This is a genomic window from Streptomyces sp. NPDC001056 (genome assembly GCF_053598955.1).
In genome coordinates, this window is sequence record NZ_JBSFLI010000050.1 from 1 (window position 1) to 14,511 (window position 14,511).

The 14,511-nt window shown below is 72.8% G+C and carries 14 protein-coding genes; all 14 read right to left on the bottom strand.

Annotated elements, in window-relative coordinates:
* Positions 1–32: 32 nt before the first annotated feature.
* The 14 genes from ACWDD7_RS34735 to ACWDD7_RS34800 all read right to left on the bottom strand — a co-directional run bounded on the left by ACWDD7_RS34735 (position 33) and on the right by ACWDD7_RS34800 (position 14,462).
* A complete protein-coding gene (locus tag ACWDD7_RS34735) occupies positions 33–1,034 on the bottom strand; it encodes a S66 family peptidase (RefSeq protein WP_450460342.1) in 1,002 nt (333 codons plus the stop codon).
* A 40-nt stretch (positions 1,035–1,074) separates the two neighbouring features.
* Positions 1,075–1,434 carry an MmcQ/YjbR family DNA-binding protein gene (locus tag ACWDD7_RS34740; protein WP_351881052.1) on the bottom strand — a complete coding sequence of 120 codons (360 nt, stop codon included), beginning with the start codon at positions 1,432–1,434 and terminating at the stop codon, positions 1,075–1,077.
* The gene (locus tag ACWDD7_RS34745) at positions 1,431–2,726 is read right to left on the bottom strand and encodes a hemolysin family protein (RefSeq protein ID WP_450460343.1); all 1,296 of its coding nucleotides are present in this window, start codon (positions 2,724–2,726) and stop codon (positions 1,431–1,433) included. Before ACWDD7_RS34745 ends, ACWDD7_RS34740 begins: the two co-directional genes overlap by 4 nt.
* Positions 2,727–2,736: 10 nt before the next feature.
* Positions 2,737–3,234, bottom strand: coding sequence for an rRNA maturation RNase YbeY (gene ybeY, locus ACWDD7_RS34750; RefSeq protein WP_285554546.1), 498 nt, complete (start codon positions 3,232–3,234; stop codon positions 2,737–2,739).
* 10 nt (positions 3,235–3,244) lie between these two features.
* Positions 3,245–4,324, bottom strand: a complete 1,080-nt coding sequence (locus ACWDD7_RS34755; protein ID WP_450460344.1) for a PhoH family protein — start codon at positions 4,322–4,324, stop codon at positions 3,245–3,247.
* 151 nt (positions 4,325–4,475) lie between these two features.
* Positions 4,476–5,618: a carbohydrate kinase family protein gene (locus ACWDD7_RS34760; RefSeq protein ID WP_450460345.1), complete on the bottom strand. Its 1,143-nt coding sequence runs from the start codon at positions 5,616–5,618 to the stop codon at positions 4,476–4,478.
* Positions 5,619–5,890: 272 nt separating this feature from the next.
* Positions 5,891–6,880, bottom strand: a complete 990-nt coding sequence (locus ACWDD7_RS34765) for an adenosine deaminase (RefSeq protein ID WP_450460346.1) — start codon at positions 6,878–6,880, stop codon at positions 5,891–5,893.
* A gap of 20 nt (positions 6,881–6,900) precedes the next feature.
* Positions 6,901–7,806 carry a ribonuclease Z gene (locus tag ACWDD7_RS34770; RefSeq protein WP_351880900.1) on the bottom strand — a complete coding sequence of 302 codons (906 nt, stop codon included), beginning with the start codon at positions 7,804–7,806 and terminating at the stop codon, positions 6,901–6,903.
* 6 nt (positions 7,807–7,812) lie between these two features.
* Complete coding sequence (locus ACWDD7_RS34775; RefSeq protein ID WP_450460347.1) at positions 7,813–8,166, bottom strand: histidine triad nucleotide-binding protein; 354 nt, start codon at positions 8,164–8,166, stop codon at positions 7,813–7,815.
* Between the two features lie 79 nt (positions 8,167–8,245).
* A complete protein-coding gene (locus ACWDD7_RS34780; protein ID WP_450460359.1) occupies positions 8,246–11,416 on the bottom strand; it encodes a S41 family peptidase in 3,171 nt (1,056 codons plus the stop codon).
* A gap of 108 nt (positions 11,417–11,524) precedes the next feature.
* Positions 11,525–12,058 carry a hypothetical protein gene (locus ACWDD7_RS34785; protein ID WP_351880906.1) on the bottom strand — a complete coding sequence of 178 codons (534 nt, stop codon included), beginning with the start codon at positions 12,056–12,058 and terminating at the stop codon, positions 11,525–11,527.
* 160 nt (positions 12,059–12,218) lie between these two features.
* Complete coding sequence (locus ACWDD7_RS34790) at positions 12,219–12,611, bottom strand: VOC family protein (protein WP_450460348.1); 393 nt, start codon at positions 12,609–12,611, stop codon at positions 12,219–12,221.
* 19 nt (positions 12,612–12,630) lie between these two features.
* On the bottom strand, positions 12,631–13,377 hold the full coding sequence (locus ACWDD7_RS34795; RefSeq protein WP_351880614.1) for a 16S rRNA (uracil(1498)-N(3))-methyltransferase: 747 nt from the start codon (positions 13,375–13,377) through the stop codon (positions 12,631–12,633).
* A complete protein-coding gene (locus ACWDD7_RS34800; protein WP_351880617.1) occupies positions 13,374–14,462 on the bottom strand; it encodes a nitronate monooxygenase in 1,089 nt (362 codons plus the stop codon). Before ACWDD7_RS34800 ends, ACWDD7_RS34795 begins: the two co-directional genes overlap by 4 nt.
* Positions 14,463–14,511 lie beyond the last annotated feature (49 nt).

Below are 14,511 nucleotides of genomic sequence, written 5' to 3' on the forward strand. Positions count from 1 at the left end.
GGAGAGCGATACCGCTCGAAGGGAGGGCTACTTCAGCGCCCCCGCGGTGAGTCCCTCACCACACGGCCGCGCGCGCCGTTGACCAGCGGGAGGTGCGGCGCCACATGCCCGCACTCGACGTCGGCGACGATCGGCACGCCCAGCGGTCCGAGGGCGTCGAGGACGGCCTCGTGCTGGGTGAGGGTGGGGCTGTCCGGGGCGTTGGTGCGGCCGACGAGGACGGCGGCGGCCCGGTCGAAGAACCCGGCGAGGCGCAGGCCGTGCAGATGGCGGCAGATGGTGAGGGCGTTGTCCTCGCACGCCTCGACGTAGACCAGCAGCGGCTCGTCCCCGGCGAACCGGGAGGTGTCGAGGTACCGGCTGCCGCCGAGCGGGGCGACGGTCTCGACGCACCCGCCGATCAGCCGCCCCTCGACGTCCACGTCCCCGTCGCCGTCGAGCCGGGTCCAGCCGCCCTCGCCGTCCAGGGTGAGGTCGCGGATCTCCGGGTCGATGGTCCAGTCGTCCCAGCCGCCGGTGCGGTACCGGCCGGGCGGGATCTGGGTGAACGGCTCCCCCTGGGGCGCGGCCACGACGTCCAGCCAGGACACCAGCCCCTCGGGCACCCGGTACGGGGTGTCCATGAGGTTGTTGCCGTGCACGGTCGCGACCCCGGTCAGCAGGGTCAGCGGGGTGAGCACGGTCGACATGTCCGAGTAGCCGACGACCCAGGTGGGCTCGGCCCGGCCGATCGCCTCGAAGTCCAGGTGGGGCATCAGGTCGATCGCCGTCTCGCCGCCCCACGGCGGCACCACGGCCCGGATCGTCGGGTCGGTCAGCATGTCCGTCAGCTCGGCGGCGCGTTCGGCGGCCGGGGCGCTGATGTGGGTGGTGCCGTCCATGCACCGGCCCACGACGACCTCGTGGCCGCGCGCCTCGATCTCCTTGATCGCGGTGTCGAGGCGCGCCCTGAGGGGCTCGGCCACGCCCGAGGAGGGGGAGGTCACGCCGACACGGTCACCGGGGCGCAGGGGGCGCGGGTATCGAATGGTCATACGGGATGCTCCCGGACTCCCCCGATGCGGGGCAACGCGATTACGGCCGGTCCAGCCGCAGCCGCTCCGCCCTCGGCAGCCCCGCGACGACGAGGTCGTAGGAGTCCTCGATCAGCTCGCGCAGCAGCTTGTCCGGCAGGCCGCCGTCGGCGGTGACGGTGTTCCAGTGCCGCTTGTTCATGTGCCAGCCGGGGACGATCAGGCCCGGGTGGTCGGCGCGCAGCCGCAGCGCGTCCTCCGGGTCGCACTTGAGGTTGACCGTCAGGGGCCGCGCGTCCAGGCCCGTGAGGGCGAACATCCTGCCCAGCACCTTGAAGACCGAGGTCTCCGGGTTGAACGGGAAGTCCTCCACGGCCGCGTTGAAGGACAGGCAGAAGGCGCGCAGTTCCTTCGGGGTCACCCGGGCTTCTCCTCCTCGGTGGGCGCGGCGGGTTCCACCAGCACGGTGACGATCTTGTTGCGGCGGCCCGCGGAGGACTCCGCGGTGAGCTTCAGCCGCCGCTCGTCGGGGAGTTCGACCTCGGCGAAGGCGCCGGCGATGGGGACGCGGCCGAGGGCCTTGGCGAGCAGTCCGCCGACGGTCTCCACGTCCTCGTCGTCGTACTCCTCCAGGCCGTACAGCTCGCCGAGGTCGGTGATGTCCAGGCGGGCGGTGACCCGGAAGCGGCCGTCGCCGAGGTCGACCACGGGCGGCAGTTCACGGTCGTACTCGTCGGTGATCTCGCCGACGATCTCCTCAAGGATGTCCTCGATGGTGACGATGCCCGCGGTGCCGCCGTACTCGTCGATGACGACGGCGACGTGGTTGCGCTCCTTCTGCATCTCGCGCAGCAGGTCGCCGGCGTTCTTGGTGTCGGGCACGAAGACCGCCGGGCGCATGGCCGTGGACACCAGGTCGTTTTCGGCCTCCCGGCTGATGTGCGTCTTGCGGACCAGGTCCTTCAGATACACGATGCCGACGATGTCGTCCTCGCTCTCGCCGGTGACCGGGATACGCGAGAAACCGGAGCGCAGGGCGAGGGTGAGGGCCTGCCGGATGGTCTTGAACCGCTCGATGGTCACCAGGTCGGTGCGCGGCACCATGACCTCGCGCACCAGGGTGTCGCCCAGCTCGAAGACGGAGTGCACCATGCGGCGCTCCTCGTCCTCGATCAGCGACTCCTTCTCGGCGAGGTCGACCAGCGCGCGCAGCTCCGCCTCGGAGGCGAACGGGCCGTGCCGGAAGCCCTTGCCGGGGGTGAGCGCGTTGCCGAGGAGGATCAGCAGCGAGGGGATCGGGCCCATCACCCGGGCCAGCGGCACCAGGACGTACGCGGCGGCGGTCGCGGTGTTCAGCGGGTGCTGGCGCCCGATAGTGCGCGGGGAGACGCCGATGGCGACGTACGACACCAGGACCATCACGGCGATGGCGACCAGCAGGGCCTGCCAGGTGGCGGGGAACTCCTCCAGACAGGTGTAGGTCACCAGGGCCGCCGCCGCCATCTCGCAGGCGACGCGGACCAGCAGGGCCACATTGAGGTAGCGGGTGGGGTCGGCGGCGATCTGCGCCAGCTTGGCGCCGCCGCGCCGCCCGGACTTCACGGCCTCCTCGGCCCGGAAGCTGGAGACCCGGGCCAGGCCCGCCTCCGCGCAGGCGGCGAGCCAGGCGACGACGACCAGCGCGATCGCGCCGACCACGATCTGCGGGGACATACGGGCCGGCTTACGAGACGGTGGGCGCCGGGGAGGGGCCGGTCAGGCCGTGCTCGGCCCGCCAGCCGTCCACGATGGCCGCCTGGAGCCCGAACATCTCGGCCTTCTCGTCGGGCTCCTCGTGGTCGTAGCCCAGCAGGTGCAGCACGCCGTGGACGGTGAGCAGTTGGAGCTCCTCGTCCATGGAGTGCTGCGTCGGGGCGTCCGCCCCCTGCTTGGCGGCGACCTCCGGGCACAGCACGATGTCGCCGAGCAGCCCCTGCGGGGGCTCCTCGTCGTCCTTGCCCGGCGGGCGCAGCTCGTCCATCGGGAAGGACATGACATCGGTGGGCCCGGGCAGGTCCATCCACTGGATGTGCAGCTGCTCCATGGCGTCGGCGTCCACGACGATCACCGACAGCTCCGAGAGCGGGTGGATGCGCATCCGCGCGAGCGCGTAGCGGGCGATGTCGAGGATCGCCTGCTCGTCGACCTCGGTGCCGGATTCGTTGTTGACGTCGATCGACATGCTCGCCGGTCTACTTCCCCTTGGTGCCCTTGGCACCGGTCTTGGCACGGCCGCCCTGGTGGGTGCCGTTCTCGGTGCCGTTCTTGCTGTCGTACTTCTCGTACGCGTCGACAATACGGCCCACCAGCTTGTGCCGTACGACATCGTGGGACGACAGCCGGGAGAAGTGCACGTCCTCGACGCCCTCCAGGATCTCCTGGACCTGGCGCAGACCCGACTTCTGCCCGTTCGGCAGGTCGACCTGCGTCACGTCGCCCGTGATCACGATCTTCGAGTCGAAGCCGAGGCGGGTGAGGAACATCTTCATCTGCTCGGGGCTCGTGTTCTGGGCCTCGTCCAGGATGATGAAGGCGTCGTTGAGCGTACGGCCGCGCATGTACGCCAGCGGCGCGACCTCGATCGTCCCGGCGGCCATCAGCTTCGGGATGGAGTCCGGGTCGAGCATGTCGTGCAGCGCGTCGTACAGCGGGCGCAGGTAGGGGTCGATCTTCTCGTAGAGCGTGCCGGGCAGGAAGCCCAGCCGCTCGCCGGCCTCGACCGCGGGCCGGGTGAGGATGATCCGGTTGACCTGCTTGGACTGGAGGGCCTGGACGGCCTTGGCCATGGCCAGGTAGGTCTTGCCGGTACCGGCGGGGCCGATGCCGAAGACGACCGTGTGCTTGTCGATCGCGTCGACGTAGCGCTTCTGGTTGAGGGTCTTGGGGCGGATGGTGCGCCCGCGCGAGGACAGGATGTTCTGCGTCAGTACCTCGGCCGGGGTCTCCGAACCGTCGCTCGTACCGTTCTCGCTCGCCTTGAGCATGGCGATCGAGCGTTCCACTGCGTCCTCCGTCATCGGCTGCCCGGTGCGGAGCACCAGCATCATCTCGTCGAACACGCGGGAGATCAGGGCGACGTCGACCGGGTCGCCCACCGCGCTGATCTCATTGCCCCGGACATGGATGTCGGCCGCCGGGAAGGCCCTCTCGATCACGCGCAGGAGGGAGTCGCCGGAACCCAGAACGGTCACCATGGGGTGCTGGGCGGGGACGGTGAGCTGCGCTCTCGCCTGCTCCTGCGTGGGGGTGTGAGCTGTGGGTGTCTGTGTCATGGGCCGGCGCGAAGGCCTTGCGCTTCCTCCTGATCACGACCGCACAACGCAGGGCGGCCTCGTCGCTGTCCAGGGTACGCCGGACGACGTACAAGCCTGTAGGACTTTTCCACCGGTCCCGGGTGCGCGCCCGGCCGCGGCTGCCCGCGGGTCAGCCGGAGCGCCGGAAGCCGATCGTGGGTACCGCCCGGCGCAGCGGCCAGGGGCGGTCCAGTTCCTCCGGGACCAGTCCGTCGAGGAAGGCGTACCGCCGCAGCGCCACGGGGTCCTGGCCCGGCAGGGACTGCACCCGGCGCCACCACGCGCCGATCTCCGACCACCCCGGTGCCGACAGCGATCCCCCGAACTCCTGCACCGACAGCGCCGCCGTGAGGCCCGCGAAGGCCAGCCGGTCCGCCAGGGGCCAGCCCGCCAGGGAGCCCGTCACGAAGCCGGCCACGAAGACGTCGCCCGCGCCCGTGGGGTCCAGCGCCTCCACCGCGATCGCCGGGACCTCCGCCGCCTCGCCGGTCCGGCGGTCCACGGCGTACGCGCCCTCGGAGCCCAGCGTCACCACCGCCACCGGCACGTACTCGGTGAGCGCGTGCGCGGCGAGGCGGGGGCAGTCGGCGCCGGTGTACCGCTTCGCCTCCTCCGCGTTGGGCAGGAACGCCTCGCAGTGTTCGAGGTCGAGCAGCCCCGCGAGATCCCACGCGCCCGTCTCGTCCCAGCCGACGTCGGCGAAGATCCGTGTCCCCTCGCGCGCCGCCTGGGCGATCCAGGGAGCGCTGCGGCCGGGCGTGAGGGAGGCGACCGCGGCCCGGGCGCGGGGCGGGCAGTCGGGGGCCGGCTCCTCCGGCGGCGGCTCGTGCCCGTGCGAGACCATCGTCCGCTCGCCCTCGTACGCCATGGACACCGTCACCGGCGAGTGCCACCCGGGCACCGTCCGCGACGGCGTGAGGTCGATCCCCTCGCCCTGTTCCAGCGCGTCCCAGCAGTACTCCCCGTAGTGGTCGTCCCCGAACGCCGCCGCGAGCGAGGTCCGCAGCCCGAGCCGGGCCAGCGCGCTGGCCATGTTGGCGACCCCGCCGGGGCTGGACCCCATGCCCCGCGCCCAGGACTCCGTGCCGCGCACGGGCGCCGAGTCGAGGCCGGTGAAGATGATGTCGAGGAAGACGGTGCCCGTGAGATAGACGTCCCAGGGCGGGTCCCCGGGCGCCCGCCGCGCGGCGAGCGGATCGACCTGGGCCCGGCGGTGCCCCGCCTGGGTGAGGTGCTCGGGTTCCTCTCCGGTGAGGGTGTGCGACGAGGTCACGGTGCGCTCCCTGGTGTGCGGGTCTGGCCAGTGTGCACCACGGCGGCCATCGCGCACGGGCATACGGCCGGGTCCGCGAACGGGAAAGAGCCCCGTCCCGCGCATCGCGGGACGGGGCTCACCTTGAGCGCCGGGCAGGCCTTGCACCTGCATTTCCCCGCAGGAAGCGGGGCGTCTTTCCTTGGACCACCAACGCACTGTCCGGCTACCGGAGTTCCGGCGGCCTCGACATGATCAAGCATAGCCCATGCCGAGGCTCTGTCCGAACACGCTCAGAACGCGTACGCGTCCACCTCGGCCAGGTACCGGGCGCGGCGCTCCTCGTCGTCCTCCAGGAAGGAGGCGACGAAGGAGTTGCGGGCCAGCTCGCGCAGCCGCTCCTCGGTCAGCCCGAGGCTCTCGCGCACGGCCTGGAAGTTGTCGTCGGCGTACCCGCCGAAGTAGGCCGGGTCGTCGGAGTTGACGGTGCACAGCAGCCCGGCGTCCAGCATGGCCGGCAGCGGGTGGTCGGCCAGGGTGTCCACCGTGCGCAGCCGGACGTTGGACAGCGGGCACAGGGTGAGCGGGATCCGCTCCCGTACCAGCCGCTCGACCAGCGCGGGGTCCTCCATGCAGCGCAGCCCGTGGTCGACGCGCTCGACGCCGAGCAGGTCCAGGGCCTCGGTGATGTACTCCGGCGGCCCCTCCTCGCCGGCGTGCGCCACCCGGCGCAGCCCGAGTGCGGCGGCGGCCTCGTACACCTCGCGGAACTTCACCGGCGGGTGCCCGACCTCGGCGGAGTCGAGGCCGATGCCGGTGATCCGGTCCAGGTAGGGGCGCGCGGCCTCCAGGGTCTCCAGCGCGGAGTCGGCGGACTCGTCGCGCAGGAAGCACATGATGAGCTTCGTGGAGATGCCGTGGTTCTCCTCGCTGCGGCCGAGCGCCCGCCACAGCCCCTCCACGACGGTGCCCATGTCCAGGCCCCGGGCCAGGTGGGCCTGCGGGTCGAAGAAGATCTCCGCGTGCCGCACGCCCTGGGCCGCGGCACGGGCCAGATAGGCGTCGGCCAGGTCCTCGAAGTCCCGCTCGGTGCGCAGGACGGCCATCAGCTCGTAGTACAGGTCCAGGAAGGACTGGAGGTCCTCGAACCGGTACGCCTCGCGCAGTTCGTCCGTGTCGGCGTAGCGCAGCTTCACGCCGTTGCGGGCGGCCAGTTCGAAGGCGAGGTCGGGCTCCAGGGTGCCTTCGATGTGGAGGTGCAGTTCTGCTTTGGGGAGGGGCATCAAAGCATCGTACGGCGCATTCACCGACGTTTCGGAACCGGCACTCGCTGAAGGTCGTACGCCACCGTCAGCTCACCCCCGAAGCCGGCGGCCCGCGCCTGCCGCTCGAATTCCTCCGGCTCGGAGTACCGCTGGCTGAAGTGGGTGAGCACGAGGTGCCGTACCCCCGCGTCCCTCGCCACCGCGCCCGCCTGTGCGGCCGTCAAGTGGCCGTGCTCCACGGCGAGTTCCCGGTCCTCGTCCAGGAAGGTGGACTCGATGACGAGCAGGTCGCAGCCCTCCGCGAGCGCGTGGACACCCTCGCAGAGCCGGGTGTCCATGACGAACGCGAACCGCTGTCCGCGCCGTACCTCGCTGACCTCCTCCAGCGTCACGTCCCCGAGCCGCCCCTCGCGCTGGAGCACGCCCACGTCCGGGCCCTCGATCCCGTGCGCGGCGAGCCGCTCGGGCAGCATCCGGCGGCCGTCCGGCTCGGTGAGCCGGTAGCCGTACGACTCCACCGGGTGCGACAGCCTGCGGGCCTCCAGGGTGTACGACGGCGTCACCGCGAGGGTGCCGTCGGCGGCCACCGGCGCCTCGGTGACGCCCACGGTCTCCCGGTACGCGGTGGCGTACCGCAGCCGGTCGAAGAAGCGCTGCCCGGAGGCCGGGTAGTGCGCGGTGACCCGGTGCGGCACCTGGTCCAGGTTGATCCGCTGGACGATCCCGGCGAGGCCGAGGCAGTGGTCGCCGTGGAAGTGGGTGACGCACAGGCGGTTCAGGTCGTGCGCGGCGAGCCCGGCGCGCAGCATCTGGCGCTGGGTGCCCTCGCCGGGGTCGAAGAGGATGCCCTCGCCGTCCCAGCGCAGCAGGTAGCCGTTCTGGTTGCGGTGCCGGGTCGGGACCTGGCTGGCGGTGCCCAGCACCACGAGTTCACGGACGGACACGGCGGCCTATCCGGGCGGCCATTCGAGGCCACGGCCGCCGAGCACGTGCCCGTGGGCGTGCCAGACGGTCTGGCCCGCGCCGGTTCCGGTGTTGAAGACGACGCGGTAGCTGTCGAGCTTCTCCTCGTCGGCCACGGCCTGGGTCTCGCGCAGCAGGTCCGCCGCGATCTGCGGGGCGCCGGCGGCGAGCGCGGCGACGTCCCGGTAGTGGACCTTGGGGATCACCAGGATGTGCGTGGGGGCCTGGGGGTTGATGTCCCTGAAGGCGATGGTGGTGTCCGTCTCGCGGACGATCGTGGCCGGGATGTGGCCCGCGACGATTTTGCAGAACAGGCAGTCGTCCTGCGGTTCTCCAGCCATTTCGCGTGCGCTCGCTTTCGCCTGGATGCGTGTACGGGGGGCATCGTAGTCGTTCGGGTGCGGGCGGTTCGTGGGGTGTTCACCCCACTGCCCCGCGCCCCTGGAGGGGCGGCAACACCGGCGGTGTCTTCGCGGGTGCCGATTCCAGTGCCTCCAGCGCGAGCCTTATCGCCTCGTCCAGTTGGGCGTCGCGGCCCGCCGCCCAGTCCTGCGGGGTCTGTACGACCTCCACATCCGGGTCGACGCCGTGGTTCTCCATGGTCCAGCCGGGGCCGTCCAGCCACATGGCGTACTTGGGCTGGGTGACCAGGGTGCCGTCGACGAGGCGGTAGCGGCTGTCGATGCCGATGACGCCGCCCCAGGTGCGGGTGCCGACGACGGGGCCGATGCCGAGGGTCTTGACGGCGGCGTTGACGATGTCGCCGTCGGAGCCGGAGAACTCGTTGGCGACGGCGACGACGGGGCCGCGCGGGGCGTGTTGGGGGTAGCTGAAGGGGCGCCGGCCGCGGGGGAGGTCCCAGCCGATGATGCGGCGGGCCAGTTTCTCCACGACGAGCTGGGAGGTGTGGCCGCCGCGGTTCTCGCGCACGTCCACGATCAGGCCCTCGCGGGCGACCTCGACGCGCAGGTCGCGGTGGATCTGGGCCCAGCCCGGGGCCTGCATGTCGGGGACGTGGAGGTAGCCGAGGCGGCCGCCGGAGCGCTCGTGGACATGGGCGCGGCGGTCGGCGACCCAGGCGTGGTAGCGCAGGGGTTCCTCGTCGGCGAGCGGGACGACCACGACGTGCCGGGGGTCGCCGCCGGCCGCGGGCGAGACGGTGAGTTCGACGGGGCGTCCGGCCGTGCCGGTGAGCAGGGGGCCGGGGCCGGTCACCGGGTCGACGGGGTGGCCGGAGACGGCGAGGATCGCGTCCCCGGGGCGGACGGCGACGCCGGGCGCGGCGAGCGGGCTGCGGGCGTCCGGGTCCGAGGTCTCCGAGGGCAGGATGCGGTCGACGCGCCAACCGCCGTCCTCGTGGCGGGAGATGTCGGCGCCGAGCAGGCCCTGGCGGGGGCCGCCGCCGTAGCCGCCGGGGGGGATGACGTAGGCGTGCGAGGTACCGAGTTCGCCGTGCACCTCCCACAGCAGGTCCACGAGGTCGTCGTGGGTGGCGAGGCGGTCGAGGACGGGGCGGTAGCGGTCGAGGACGCCGTCCCAGTCGATGCCGCCGAGGTCGGGGCGCCAGAAGTTGTCGCGCATGAGGCGGCCGGTCTCGTCGTACATCTGCCGCCACTCGGCGGCGGGGTCGACGGTCTGCCGGATGCGGCCGAGGTCGACGGTGATGTTGGAGTCGCTGTCCTCGTCGGCGGAGGCGCGCCGGTCGCTGGGTACGACCTTGAGCTTGCCGTCGGTCCACAGCAGGACCCGCTTGCCGTCGCCGCTGACCTCGAAGTGGTCGGCGTCGGCGGAGAGGTGCTCCAGGCGCTGCTGGGCGAGGTCGTAGCGCTCCAGCTCGGTGCTGGGTTCGGCCTCGTCGGGGGTGGCGCGGGTGGTGCCGAGCACACCGCGCAGCGGGTGCCGCAGCCACAGGACGCCGTCCTTGGCCGCGCGCAGGTTGGCGTAGCGGGCGGCCTCGACCGGGAAGGGCACGATGCGGTCGGCGAGCCCGTCGAGGTCGATCCGGGTGGTGGGCACGCCCTCGCTGTCGGGGGTCTCCTCCTTGTCGGAGGTCTCGAACGGGCGGCCGTGGCGCTGGGGCCCGAACGGGGAGGGGGTGGTCGCGGCGAGCGTGATCAGGTAGGGGCGGGTGCCCTCCACGAAGGCCAGGTCGAAGACGTGTTCGTCGTAGACCGGGTCGAAGGAGCGGTTGGAGAGGAAGGCGAGGTGCTTGCCGTCGAGGGTGAAGGCGGGCGCGTGGTCCTGGAAGCGCAGCGGGGTGGCCTCGCTGACGGTCAGGTCGGTGGTGTGGGCGAGACGCAACTGGCACAGCGGGCGGGGGCCGGGGTGGGTCCAGGCGAGCCAGGCGGAGTCGGGCGAGAAGGTGAGGTCGCGGACGTCGCCGTCCTCGCTGTGGTCGACCTCGCGGACCTCGCCGGTCTCCCGCTCGACCAGCAGCAGCCGGCCGTCGTGGGCGGCGACGGCGGCGCGGCTGCCGTCGGGGGCCATGGCGAGTTCCAGGACCCGGCCGAGGCGTCCGGCGGCGAGCCGGCGCGGGGTGGCGCCGAGGGCGGGGCCGGTGGCGGGGGCGAACTCCAGGGCGTCCTCGCCCTCGGCGTCGGTGACCCAGACGACCCATTCCTCGCCGTCGGCGCGGAAGGTGCGGGGCAGCCGGGTGCGGACGCCGGGTTCGGCGGCGAGGGCGCGGACCGGGCCGGAGCGGTGGGTGACCCAGTGGACGGTGCCGCGCAGGCCGACGGCGCTGCCGCGGGCGGTGTGGTCGGGGGCGGCCGAGCCGAACCAGCGGGAGGCGTTCACCTGGAAGGGCTGGAGGTCGACGCGGGGGCCGCCGAGGCGGATGTCCAGGGGACGGGGGGCGGCGCCGTCGAGGTCGTCCAGGAGCCAGAGCCGGCCGGCGCTGGAGTAGACGACGCGGGTGCCGTCGCCGGCCGCGTGGCGGGCGTAGAAGCCGTCGAGGGGGGTGTGCCTGCGCAGGTCGGAGCCGTCGGCGCGGGAGGAGTAGAGGGCGCCGGTGCCTTCGTGGTCGGAGAGGAAGGCGATGCGGTCGCCGGCCCAGAAGGGGTACTCGATGTTCCCGTCGAGCTCCTCGTGCAGCCGGACGAACCGTCCCTCCCCCTCCCGGTCGATCCACAACTTGCCCGCGGTGCCGCCGCGGTAGCGCTTCCACCAGGCGGCCTCGCGGCCCATCGGGGCGGACAGCAGCACGGGGTGCGGGCCGTGGGCGACCTCGCCGACGGGGCCGTACGGGAGGGTGGTGGCGGGTCCGCCGTCGAGGGGGACGGCGCGGGCCCAGGTGCGGCGCAGGCTGGGCTGGCCGGTGGTGCTCAGCGCGAGGACGTGGCCCTCGGGGGTCCAGCCGCGGACCTGGGTCCTCCAACTGCCCCAGTAGGTGAGGCGTTTGGCGGGGCCGCCGTCGACGGGCGCGATGTGCACCTCGGGGGCCCCGTCGCGGGTGGAGGTCCAGGCGAGGGTGGTGCCGTCGGGCGAGATGCGGGGATGGTTCACCGGGACGTTGTCGGCACTGGCCCGCCAGGCGCGGCCTCCGTCGAGGGGAGCCAGCCACACGTCGTCCTCGGCGACGAATGTCACCAAGTCGCCGTGCAGGTGCGGGAATCGGAGGTAGCCGGAGGTTCCTGTCGAAGCGCCCTGAGTCACCCCGTCACCTTACGCAGTGGCCGCCGTGCGCGTGCCCATTTTCGATCACTTGCCCTGCACGGGCAGGCAGGCGGGGTCGTTCGGGCACCAGACGGTCCGGGTGACGGTGACCGTCACCGCGGGCCGCGGGCCGACGGTCGCAGGGCCGGGCGGGCGGTACGTCGGTCCCGACGCGGCGTCGCAGTCGCCGAGCCCGCTGACGTGGAACACCTGCTTCCCCCCGACCCTGGCCCGCAGGTCCCCCCGCACACAGGCCCCGCTCACGGCCCGCGTCACCTCGCCGTTGACGGTGATCTTCCGCCGGTCCCGGGTCTCCCCCTGGCAGTCGACGGAGACGACGGCGGTCTCCCCCGGCGAGGGCGTCGCCCCGGTCCCGCCGCCCGAGTCACCGGTGCAGTTGAGCCAGCCGACGTCCACATGCGCCTGCTCCAGCCGGGCGGTGGCGGTCGTCCCGGTGGTGTAGGCGACGCTCGCCGACCCGAGCACATCCGGCTGACACGCCACGAGGGCCCCACCGGCCACGACGACGATCCCGGCGACGACGATCACCCGCGGCCGAATCCACATGAATGCCCCCATGCACGGCAGCGTGCCACCGCGCGGGGACGGACGGAAGCCCGCGTACGGCCACTCACCCGTTCGGAGTGCGTCGACGCCGACCCGGTGCGCGGCGAACGCAGGGTGCGGCGGCTCGCGTTGCCGGGACCGTCCACCGGTGGACGGTCCGGCACCGGCCTCCTCAGCCCCGCAGCAGCAGCCACTCCTGGAGTTCCACCAGGTTGCCCTCGGGGTCCTTGAGGTGGGCGACGCGCATGCGCTCGGTCAGGGGGGCGGGGGGTCGCAGGAGGGTGGCGCCGCGGGAGGTGATGGCGGCGCAGTAGGCGTCGAGGTCGTCGACGCGCAGGACGACCAGGGAGCGGTGGCCGTTGACGAGGGTGGCGAGTTCGGGGAGGAGTTCGGCCATCATGGCGCGGTCCTGGAGGGCGATGCCCGCGGAACCGGTGTGGGGGCTGAACTTCTCGTAGGGGCCCTCGGTCGCGCCGGACTGCGGCTTCAGGCCGAGGACGTCGGCGTAGAAGCGGTAGCAGGCGGCGAAGTCGGTGACGAGGAGCCGTACTTGGGCGAGTTCCATGGTGTCCCCCGGACGGTGTTCAGGACCAGCGGCCGGTGCGGCCCAGGAGGAGGGCCGCGGCGGCGGTGCCGGCGGTGGATGTACGCAGCACACTAGGCCCGAGGACGTACGCCTTCGCGCCCGCCTCCTCGAAGAGCGCCAACTCGTCGCGGGAGACGCCCCCTTCGGGCCCCACGACCAGTACGATCTCGCCCTCGGCGGGGAGTTCGGCCGTGGCCAGCGGCTCGCTGGCGTGCTCGAAGTCGGAGTGCAGCACCCCGGCGAAGTCGGCCTCGGCCAGAAGCGCCGCCACCTGCTTGGTGGTCGCCGCCTCCGCGACCTCCGGGAAACGCACCCGCCGCGACTGCTTGCCGGCCTCGCGCGCCGTGGCCCGCCACTTGCCGAGCGCCTTCAGACCCCGCTCACCCCTCCACTGCGTGATGCAGCGCGCGGCCTGCCACGGCACGATCGCGTCGACGCCGACCTCGGTCATCGTCTCGACGGCCAGCTCCCCCCGGTCCCCCTTGGGCAGCGCCTGCACCACCGTGATCCGGGGCCGCGGCGCGGGCTCCTCGGACACCTCCGGCATCCGTACGACCAGCCGGTCCTTGCCCTCGATGCCGAGCACCTCGCACACCGCGTAGCGCCCCGCGCCGTCGGTGAGCACGACCTCCTCGCCGGCCTCCAGGCGCTTGACCGACACCGCGTGCCGGCCCTCGGGACCGTCCAGGACATAGCGGTCGCCGTCCGGGGTGAAGTCCGGTACGACGAAGACGGGCGCGGTCATCGCTGTCCACCACCGATCACGGGACGCACGGCCAACTGGGCGCGGGCCTCGGCGAGTTCGGCCGCCAGCACCTCCACCAGCCGCCCGGCGGGCAGTTCCCGGGCCAGCCGGTGGCCCTGGCCCGCCCACAGCGCCATGCCCTGGGCGTCCCCGGCCTTGGCGGCGGCCTTGCGCAGTGGCGAGGTGAGGTGGTTGATCTCCGGGTAGGCGGCGGGCGCGTACGGCCCGTGCTCGCGCAGGAAGCGGTTGACCAGGGCGCGCGCCGGGCGGCCGGTGAACGCGCGGGTGGTCTCGGTGCGCGCGAACAGGGGGTTGGTCAGGGCCTGCTTGTGCACCTCGGGCGCACCGGACTCGGGGGTGGCGAGGAAGGCGGTGCCCAGCTGGGCCGCGCTCGCGCCCGCCGCGAGGACGGCGGCGATCTGGGCGCCGCGCATGATGCCGCCGGCGGCGACGACCGGGAGGCGGACGGCCTCGCGGATCTGCGTGATCAGGGACAGCAGGCCGATGCCGGTGCCGTCGTTCTCCGCGATGTCCCGGTGCGTGCCCTGGTGGCCGCCGGCCTCCACGCCCTGGGCGATCACGGCGTCCGCCCCGGCCCGCTCCACCGCGACGGCCTCCTCGGCGGTGGTGGCGGTGACCAGCGTGACGGTCCCGGCCCGCCGCAGCCGCTCCAGCGCCTCCCGGCTCGGCACGCCGAAGTGGAAGGAGACCGCGGGCACCGGGTCGTCCAGGAGCACCGCGAGCTTGGCGTCGTAGCCGTCGTCCCGGCCGCTGTCCGGATCGCCCAGCTCGGTCTCGTACCAGGCGGCCTCGCCGGCCAGCTGGTGGGCGTAGACCTCGACCGCGCCGCTCTCCGCGTACTCCGGCTGCGGCATGAACACATTGACGCCGAAGGGGCGGTCGGTGAGGCTCCGCAGCCGCTTGATCTCCTGGTACATGCCGTCGGCCGTCTTGTACCCGGCGGCCAGGAACCCGAGCCCGCCGGCCTCGCCCACGGCCGCGGCCAGCTCCGGGACGGAGACGCCGCCGGCCATGGGGGCCTGCACGATCGGGTGACGGAGAAGATCGGTCAGCGCGGAGGACATGACCGCATGGTGTCACGTCCCCCGAACAAGTCCGAATCGGGTGCCGGTC

Excerpts from the sequence above, each read along its gene's own strand:
- ACWDD7_RS34735 (WP_450460342.1), bottom strand. The coding sequence starts at position 1,034 with ATGACCATTCGATACCCGCGCCCCCTGCGCCCCGGTGACCGTGTCGGC.
- ACWDD7_RS34745 (WP_450460343.1), bottom strand. The coding sequence starts at position 2,726 with ATGTCCCCGCAGATCGTGGTCGGCGCGATCGCGCTGGTCGTCGTCGCC.
- ybeY (WP_285554546.1), bottom strand. The coding sequence starts at position 3,234 with ATGTCGATCGACGTCAACAACGAATCCGGCACCGAGGTCGACGAGCAG.
- ACWDD7_RS34755 (WP_450460344.1), bottom strand. The coding sequence starts at position 4,324 with ATGACACAGACACCCACAGCTCACACCCCCACGCAGGAGCAGGCGAGA.
- ACWDD7_RS34765 (WP_450460346.1), bottom strand. The coding sequence starts at position 6,880 with ATGCCCCTCCCCAAAGCAGAACTGCACCTCCACATCGAAGGCACCCTG.
- ACWDD7_RS34775 (WP_450460347.1), bottom strand. The coding sequence starts at position 8,166 with ATGGCTGGAGAACCGCAGGACGACTGCCTGTTCTGCAAAATCGTCGCG.
- ACWDD7_RS34785 (WP_351880906.1), bottom strand. The coding sequence starts at position 12,058 with ATGGGGGCATTCATGTGGATTCGGCCGCGGGTGATCGTCGTCGCCGGG.
- ACWDD7_RS34790 (WP_450460348.1), bottom strand. The coding sequence starts at position 12,611 with ATGGAACTCGCCCAAGTACGGCTCCTCGTCACCGACTTCGCCGCCTGC.
- ACWDD7_RS34795 (WP_351880614.1), bottom strand. The coding sequence starts at position 13,377 with ATGACCGCGCCCGTCTTCGTCGTACCGGACTTCACCCCGGACGGCGAC.
- ACWDD7_RS34800 (WP_351880617.1), bottom strand. The coding sequence starts at position 14,462 with ATGTCCTCCGCGCTGACCGATCTTCTCCGTCACCCGATCGTGCAGGCC.